Raw genomic sequence first — 7,854 nt, forward strand, 5'->3', positions numbered from 1 at the left:
TCGTGGACCGCGATCAGCGCCGAGGCCGGAGCCTTGTAGAAGTCGCGCAGTGCCGTCACCGGCCCGCCGGAGAGGTTCATGAAGGACATCGGCTTCGGCCCGTTCCTCACCAACGGCCAGGCCGGCGAGCAGCTGGCCCTGCTGAACGAGGTCGGCGGCAAGGTCGGCACCACGCTGGACCTCGGTTTCACCGCCCACGAGCTGTGCCAGGTGCTGGTCCCCCGGGTCGCCGACTTCGCCTGCGTGGACCTGGTGGACGGGCTGATCTCGGACTCCGAGCTGCCGGCCGCCCGCCCGGACGACGACACCATGCTGCGCCGGGTCGCCCTGGTCTACAACGAGACCGGCGGCGCCTGGGACCACGTGCTCTCGGAGGGCTCGCTGGTCAGCATGCCCCGCCGCACCCCGCCCGGGATGGCCCTGCAGCTGAACCAGCCGGTGCTGGTCCCGGTGGTCAGCTCGGACGTCGCGGTCGACTACGCGATCGCGCTGGGCGGCGCCCGGCTGGTCCCGGTGGTCTCCGGCCGCTCGATGCTGGTCGTCCCGCTCTCCGCCCGCGGCACCGTGCTGGGCATCCTCAAGCTGCTCCGGCTGCCGGACCGCGCCCCCTTCGACGAGAGCGACGCCGCGACCCTCAAGGAGCTGGCCGTCCGCGCCGCGCTGTCGCTGGACAACGCCCGCCTGCACCGCGCCGAGGCCAGGGTCGCCACCACCCTGCAGCGCTCGATGATCCCGACCCGCCCGCCGCAGATCCCCGGCGTGCAGATCGCCCACCGCTACCTGCCCGGGGACCCGAAGGCCGAGGTCGGCGGCGACTGGTTCGACGCGATCCAGCTGCCCGGCAGCCGGGTCGCCCTGGTGGTCGGCGACGTGATGGGCCACGGTCTGCACTCGGCGGCCGCGATGGGCCGCTTCCGCACCGCCATGCAGACCCTCGCCGCCCTGGACCTGCCGCCCGGCCAACTGCTGCGCCACCTGGACAACCTGGCCCACAAGCTCGGCGACGACCACCTCGCGACCTGCCTGTACGCGGTCTACGACCCGATCAACCGGACCTGCGAGCTGGCCAGCGCGGGCCACGTCCCGCCCGTCCTGGTGCACCCCGACGGCACCGGCGAGCTGCTGGAGATCCCGGCCGGCGCGCCGATCGGCGTCGGCGGGGTGCCGTTCGTCGCCAAGACCATCGACGTCTCGGACGGCTCGATGCTGGTGCTCTGCACCGACGGCCTGGTCGAGGTCCGGGGCGGGGACATAGGAGCCGGTCTGGCCGCGCTCTGCGGCAACCTGATCGACCCCCGGCAGAGCCCCGAGCAGGCCTGCGACGTGGTGCTGCGGCGGCTGCACTCGGACGACCGCAAGGACGACGTCGCCCTGCTGGTGGCCCGCTTCGACGGGGTCGCCCCGTCCGAGGTGGCCACCTGGGACCTCACCGTGGACCACCGCGAGGTCGGCCGGGCCCGCTCACTGGTCCGCGAGCAGTTGGCCGGCTGGCATCTGGAGGCGCTCAGCGACACCACCGAGCTGCTGGTCAGCGAGCTGGTGACGAACGCCGTCCGGGTCGCCCGGGACACCGTGAAGCTCCAGCTGATCCGGGTGGACAAGCTGCTGGTCGAGGTCAGCGACGACAACCACAACCTGCCCTCGCTGGAGCCGGCTGAGCAGCTCGGCGAGACGGGCCGCGGCCTGACCCTGGTCACCAAGCTCGCCGAACGCTGGGGCACCGCCCGCAAGGCGGTGGGCAAGGTCGTCTGGTTCGAGCTCCCGTTCCCGCACTCCTGACGGCCCCGAACGCGCACGGGCCGCGCACGGACACCCGTACGCGGCCCGGCCGGCACGGACGTCAGGGGATGGCGGCCCCCGCCGAGCGGCGCCGCCGGGCCTCGACCGCGACCTCCCGCGAGGCGGCCGCGGCCACCGAGGTCGCGGCACCGACGCCGGCCAGCACCCGCGGCCAGAAGTCCCCGAAGACCTCGACCGAGACGGCGATCAGCAGCGCGGTGATCACCGCGACCACGTGCTCCAGACCCGCCAGGTTCGGCAGCACGATCGCCTCGCCGATCATCACCGCCACCACCAGGCCGCCGGTGATCCGGGCCCGGCAGCGGAACGCGATGCAGATCGCCAGTGCCACCACCGCGGCCGAGGGCCCGGTGTCCCGCACGTAGGCGACCCACTTCGGGAAGCCGAACACGTGGTGCGGCCCGACCGCCACGCCGACCCGGGCGAACAGCGTGCCCGCCAGGGTGCAGGTGTAGGCGACCAGCAGGGTCATCCGCCGGCCGAGCACGATCTCGGCGATCGCGAAGACCACGAACACCTGGGCCAGCGCCCCCCAGACCGGAAGGTCCAGCGCCGGCACGTACAGGGAGAGCGGGGTCCGCAGCAGCGAGACCTCCAGCGGCAGCGCCGCCCGCACCACCCCGATGTTGTTGACGAAACGCTCGCCGCCCGGCAGGTGCTGGACGATGCTGAACAGCAGGATCAGAAACGTCGCCACCGTGGCCAGCGGAACGGCCGCGAGCTTCTTGCGCACCACCGCGTCCCGGACCATCGCGTACAACGTCCCCCACTCGGCGACAGCGACCGATCTGGCGGTTGCCAGCGGCCCCTTTCGCACGCCCCCCGCGTGGGTCCTGTGAATCACAACCGTTTCTCCGAATCCCCGAACTCTCTGCTACTCCCACATTAGAAGCCGGTTAACAGAGCCACATCGGCATGGATGGGGAGTCACGTCATCCTCTGGAGGGAGGCAGTACCCCCATCGGCCCCCCATTTCGGCCGACCGGTCCCCTCCGCCCCCCGACGGAGGGCTACCCCTTCCCGTCCCGGGCCGCCACCGGGACCCTGGGCGCCACCACGGCGGCCCGGGCGTGCCGGCGGCGGAACAGGGCGGGCAGGCTCGGCGCGACGATGAATCCCTCGGCGCGCGCGCTCGCGATGCCGATCCGCGGAATCTCGCTGCTCTTCTCGAAGAGCAGGTAACGCGGTTCCCAGATCGGCCGGTACTTGGCGTTGGCGCGGTACAGCGACTCGATCTGCCACCACCGCGAGAAGAATCCCAGGACCGAACGCCACAGCCGCAGCACCGGGCCGGCGCCGAGGCGCGATCCGCGCTCGAAAACCGAGCGGAACATCGCGAAGTTCAGCGACACCCGCTTCAGCCCGACCTCGTCGGCGCGCTGCAGCAGCTCGATGACCATGAATTCCATCAGGCCGTTCTCGGTGTCCCGGGCCCGGCGCATCAGGTCCAGCGAGAGCCCGTCCGGGCCCCACGGCACGAAGCTCAGCAGCGCCTTGAGCTCGCCGTCGCCGTCGTGGCATTCCAGCATCACGCAGCGGCCGTCGCCCGGGTCGCCGAGCCGGCCGAGCGCCATCGAGAAGCCGCGCTCGGTCGCCCCGTCGCGCCACTCGTCGGCCTTGGCCACCAGCTCGGCCATCTCCGTCTCCGAGATGGCCTCGTGGCGGCGGATGCGCACCGTGTACCCGGCCCGCTTGACCCGGTTGTAGGCCTGCCGGACCACCCGCATCGCGCGGCCGTCCAGCGAGAACTCGTCCAGTTCGACGATCGCCTCGTCGCCCAGCTCCAGCGCGTCCAGCCCGTGCCGGGCGTAGATCACCCCGGCCTCCTCGGAGGCGCCCATCACGGCCGGGGCCCAGGCGTGCTCGCGGGCCTCGGCCAGCCAGGCGTCGATCGCGCCCGGCCAGGCCTCCGGGTCGCCGATCGGGTCTCCCGAGGCGAGCGAGACGCCGCCGATCACCCGGTAGGTGACCGCGGCCTTGCCGCTGGGGGAGAAGATCACCGCCTTGTCCCGGCGCAGCGCGAAGTAGCCGAGCGAATCCCGCTCGCCCTGCTTGTCCAGCAGGCCGCGCAGCCTGGCCTCGTCCTCGGCGGTCAGCAGCTCCTTGCCGCGCGGGCTGCGGAAGGCCACGTACAGCACCAGCAGGAAGAGCACCGCGCCCATCGCGTTGATCGCGGCGTTCACCCAGGTCGGCGCGGCGATCACCGAGCGCAGGTGCTCGGACGGGGTGATCGTGATCATCCGGCCGACGGAGTACCGGAACAGGTCCCAGAAGCCGGCGCCGGGCAGCTCGTTGGTCAGCCAGACGAGCAGCGCGCCGACCCCGCCGCCGAAGGCCAGCCCGCCGACGAAGGTGGCCGCCGCCGTCTTCGGGTTGGAGCTGTCGCCCTTGGACGTGAACTCCTTCCGCCCGACCAGCAGTGCCAGCACGAACAGGCAGGTCAGGACGGTGGAGACGTAGTTGAGCGGGTGGGCGTCGAAGCGCTCGGACGGCACCAGCATGGCCGCCACGTAGAGCAGCGCGAACATCCCGCCGAGCGCCGTGTTGAAGATCCACGCGGCGCGCTTGCGCCGCCGCATCGCGATCGCGAGGAACACCGACAGCACCGCGCTGGCCAGGCCGGCGGTCATCAGGTACGGGGTGAAGTACTCACCCTCGTTGTGCTCGTAGACCTGGTCGCGGAAGGGCACCAGCAGCACCGTCGCCACGTTCAGCAGCGCGATCAGCCGCAGGTACCAGACGGAGGCCGCGGCGGCCCGGTGGCGCCAGCGGTCGGGCACGCCCGCGGGCCGGGGCCCTTCGGACGTGGCGGACGGCTCCGACTTCACAGTGGACGACACAGCTCAATTCCAAACGATCAGATGGTGGGGCGCATCCGCGAACGGCCCGGCGCCGGGCGCCCGCTCTGCCCGACGGACTGACCGGCGACCTCACCCGGCCGACCGCCCGATCGGAGAAGCGGCCGGGGAAAAGGTCAGCCAACTCCATGTTTCCCCACCGAAGCTGAGAATCGCGTGAACCGGGTAGCGGATTCCCACCCCCGCCGAACGGCGGGGGTGACCACCCCCCGGACGTTCGGCACCCCGCCCCCGCAGCCCCTACTCTCGAAACGACCCACGCGGACCGCCCCACCCGGCCGCCCGAACCGAGGAGGCACCATCACCACCACCCGCGTGCTGATCGTCGACGACGAGATCCTGGTCCGCTCCGGCCTGGGCCTGATCGTCGGCTCCGCCGGCGACCTGGAGGTGGTCGGCGACTGCTCCGGCGGGCAGGCCGAGGAACACGTCCAGCGACTGCGCCCGCACGTGGTGCTGCTCGACATCCGGATGCCCGACCTCGACGGCATCTCGGTGCTGCGCCGCCTGCGGGCCCTGCCCGACCCGCCAGCCGTGGCGATGCTCACCACCTTCGACACCGACGAGTACATCGGCACCGCGCTGCGGGCCGGCGCGACCGGCTTCCTGCTCAAGGACACCGCGCCCGAGCAGCTGGTGCACGCCGTCCGGGTGCTCGCGGCCGGCGGCAACATCCTCTCCCCGACCGTCACCCGCACCGTGATCGGCGGCTACGTGGACGGCGGCGGCCCGGACGCCGAGGCCACCGCGCTCGCCCGCACCCTCACCGGCCGCGAGCTCGACGTGCTCGCGCTGCTCGGCGAGGGCCTGTCCAACGCCGAGATCGCCGACCGGCTCTTCCTCGGCACCGGCACCGTCAAGGACCACATCAGCGCGATCCTCGGCAAGCTCGGCGCCGCCAACCGGGTCCAGGCCGCCGTCCTGGCCCACCGGGCCGGGCTGGTCCGGCCCAAGCCCGGCGACGGGGCATGACCGCCGCAGACCACCTGCCGTCCGGACGGCTGCCGGCCTGGTGCACCGCCACCTGGCCGATGCTGCTGCTGCCCGTCCTGTACTCCCTGCTGGACGCCGCCCTGGTGGCCCGGGAGGCCGCCTGGTGGCAGGTGGCGCTGTCCACGCTGGCCGCCCTCGCGCTGTTCCTGCGCCGCCGCTTCCCGGTGACGGCACTGCTGCTCACCATGCCGGGCAGCTGGGTGGACGAGATCTGGCTGGCCCCGATCACGGCCGTCTACTCGGTGGCCGCCGAGCGGCCCCGCCCCCGGATCGTGGTGCCCTGCGGCATCCTGTTCGCCCTGGTCGAGTTCTTCCACTGGCCGCTGCCCGACGGCGTCCTCGACCTCAGCCGCGCCACCGCGCTGGACGCCATCCAGGCCGTGATGCTGGCGGCCGGCCCGGCCGCCACCGGCCTGCTCGCCCGCACCCGGCGGGAACTGGCCGCCCGCCTGGACGAGCTGACCCGCGGCCAGGAGCGGGAGAGCCGGCTGCTGGCCGAGCGGGTGCTGATCAGCGAGCGCGGCCGGCTGGCCCGGGAGATGCACGACGTGGTCTCGCACCAGGTCAGCCTGATCAGCATCCAGGCCGGGGCCCTCCAGGTGAGCAGCACCGACCCGGCCGCGGTGACCGCCGCCCGCACCATCCGCGAGCTGTCCGTGCGGACCCTGGAGGAGCTGCGCCAGATGGTGGGGGTGCTGCGCGGCACCGGCGGGCTGCCGGACGCCCCGCTCGCCCCGCAGCCCCGGCTGGCCGACCTGCCCCGGCTGATCGAGGAGAGCGGTCTGAGCGCCGACGCCGAGCTGGTGCCCGGCGACCGCCCGTGGCCGGAGGCGGTCGAGCGGGCCGCCTACCGCACCGTCCAGGAGGCGCTCACCAACATCACCAAGTACGCGCCGGAGGCGGCGGTGCACGTGCGGGTCCGGGCGAAGGGCCGCCGGCTGCGGGTCGAGGTCCGCAACGAGGCACCGCCGGCGCACCCGTCCGAGACCCTGCCGGGCGGCGGCCACGGCCTGGTCGGCCTGCGCGAGCGCGCCCAGCTGCTGGGCGGCACCCTCAGTGCCGGGCCGACCCCGGACGGCGGCTTCGAGGTCCGCGCCGAACTCCCGGCCGGTCACGGCTGACCGGCCCCGCCACCCGGATCGGTGGCCGGATCCGGGCCTGGGGGGAACGACAAGAAAGCCCCGCAGATCCGTAGATCTGCGGGGCTTCGCTGTGCGCGAGGGGGGAGTTGAACCCCCACGCCCTTTCGGGCACTGGAACCTGAATCCAGCGCGTCTGCCTATTCCGCCACCCGCGCATGGGTGTTGTCTTCTCTGCCGACCGGTCCTCCGAACCGCTCGGTACCATCGGTACTTCGCGTTTCCTTGGTCCGGCCTCCCTTTCGGGCGGCCCTTCCGACGTGGAAAACATTAGCACGACCTGGGGGGCTGCTCCGAATCCGTTGTCCGGGGAGGCCCACGGCATCCGAACCGATGCCCGACGAACGTCCGTACGACTGCCGGGAGCCCGTTCCCACGAGCACACCTGGCGTGCCGTACCCGAAATGCGTCACCCTGTGTGTCCGAGCCCACCCCCGGGCACCACACGGTCCGGGAACCGTACGGAAGGGCCCGGCGTGGATACGATCAGTACGGAAGTACCGCAAGTAGGAGGCGCGACCGGGTCCCGGGCGGGATCCGGCCGGCAGGCAGGCGAACGAACCCTGGAAGGGGGTGCCCCATGGGAGTGCTGAAGAAGTTCGAGCAGCGGCTCGAGGGTCTCGTCAACGGCACCTTCGCCAAGGTGTTCAAGTCCGAGGTCCAGCCCGTGGAGATCGCCGGAGCGCTGCAGCGCGAGTGCGACAACAACGCGAGCATCTGGAACCGCGACCGCACCGTCGTGCCGAACGACTTCATCGTCGAGCTGAGCCCGCACGACTACGAGCGGCTCAGCCCCTACTCCGGGCAGCTCGGCACCGAGCTGTCCGGCATGGTCCGCGAGTACGCGGAGGCCCAGCGGTACACGTTCATGGGGCCGCTCCAGGTGAACCTGGAGAAGGCCGACGACCTGGACACCGGGCTGTACCGGGTGCGCAGCCGCACCCTCGCCGCCGAGGAGCCCCCGCAGCAGCAGCCGCAGCAGTACGCGCCGCAGCAGCCCGGCTACGACCGGCCGCCGGCCGCTCCGGCCCCCGGCGCACCGTGGCAGCAGCCCGGCGCCGGCC

General features: G+C 72.6%; 6 protein-coding genes, 1 tRNA gene and 1 pseudogene. 4 read left to right on the forward strand and 4 right to left on the reverse strand.

Annotated features, from left to right (window positions below; all coding sequences use genetic code 11):
• Positions 1 to 95, reverse strand: a pseudogene (locus tag AB0E96_RS35500) (aminoacyl-tRNA hydrolase); the annotation flags it as partial.
• A 214-nt stretch (positions 96 to 309) separates the two neighbouring features.
• Between AB0E96_RS35500 and AB0E96_RS35505 the strand changes: the two are divergent.
• A complete protein-coding gene (locus AB0E96_RS35505) occupies positions 310 to 1,779 on the forward strand; it encodes a SpoIIE family protein phosphatase (protein WP_359830007.1) in 1,470 nt (489 codons plus the stop codon).
• 61 nt (positions 1,780 to 1,840) lie between these two features.
• Here the strand turns inward: AB0E96_RS35505 and AB0E96_RS35510 are convergent, their stop codons facing one another.
• Together AB0E96_RS35510 and AB0E96_RS35515 are read right to left on the reverse strand one after the other, a co-directional pair.
• Complete coding sequence (locus AB0E96_RS35510) at positions 1,841 to 2,551, reverse strand: hypothetical protein (protein ID WP_359830001.1); 711 nt, start codon at positions 2,549 to 2,551, stop codon at positions 1,841 to 1,843.
• Between the two features lie 259 nt (positions 2,552 to 2,810).
• Positions 2,811 to 4,580 (reverse strand): phosphatidylglycerol lysyltransferase domain-containing protein, encoded by a 1,770-nt coding sequence (locus AB0E96_RS35515; protein WP_359830009.1) that lies wholly within the window; start codon positions 4,578 to 4,580, stop codon positions 2,811 to 2,813.
• A 396-nt stretch (positions 4,581 to 4,976) separates the two neighbouring features.
• Here AB0E96_RS35515 and AB0E96_RS35520 point away from each other — a divergent pair, with 396 nt between their 5' ends.
• The gene (locus AB0E96_RS35520; RefSeq protein ID WP_359830011.1) at positions 4,977 to 5,630 is read left to right on the forward strand and encodes a response regulator transcription factor; all 654 of its coding nucleotides are present in this window, start codon (positions 4,977 to 4,979) and stop codon (positions 5,628 to 5,630) included.
• The gene (locus tag AB0E96_RS35525; RefSeq protein ID WP_359830003.1) at positions 5,627 to 6,772 is read left to right on the forward strand and encodes a histidine kinase; all 1,146 of its coding nucleotides are present in this window, start codon (positions 5,627 to 5,629) and stop codon (positions 6,770 to 6,772) included. Before AB0E96_RS35520 ends, AB0E96_RS35525 begins: the two co-directional genes overlap by 4 nt.
• A 92-nt stretch (positions 6,773 to 6,864) precedes the next feature.
• Here AB0E96_RS35525 and AB0E96_RS35530 read toward each other — a convergent pair.
• Positions 6,865 to 6,948, reverse strand: a tRNA-Leu gene (locus AB0E96_RS35530).
• A 422-nt stretch (positions 6,949 to 7,370) separates the two neighbouring features.
• Here AB0E96_RS35530 and AB0E96_RS35535 point away from each other — a divergent pair.
• On the forward strand, positions 7,371 to 7,854 hold a 484-nt coding region (locus tag AB0E96_RS35535), incomplete at its 3' end, for a DUF3662 domain-containing protein (RefSeq protein WP_359830005.1).

It is taken from the genome of Kitasatospora sp. NPDC036755 (genome assembly GCF_040636595.1).
GTDB lineage: Bacteria > Actinomycetota > Actinomycetes > Streptomycetales > Streptomycetaceae > Kitasatospora.

What these genes read in the sequence shown, in the direction of transcription:
- AB0E96_RS35505 (WP_359830007.1), top strand. Translation starts at nt 310, where the DNA reads ATGCTGCGCCGGGTCGCCCTGGTCTACAACGAGACCGGCGGCGCCTGG.
- AB0E96_RS35510 (WP_359830001.1), bottom strand. Translation starts at nt 2,551, where the DNA reads ATGGTCCGGGACGCGGTGGTGCGCAAGAAGCTCGCGGCCGTTCCGCTG.
- AB0E96_RS35525 (WP_359830003.1), top strand. Translation starts at nt 5,627, where the DNA reads ATGACCGCCGCAGACCACCTGCCGTCCGGACGGCTGCCGGCCTGGTGC.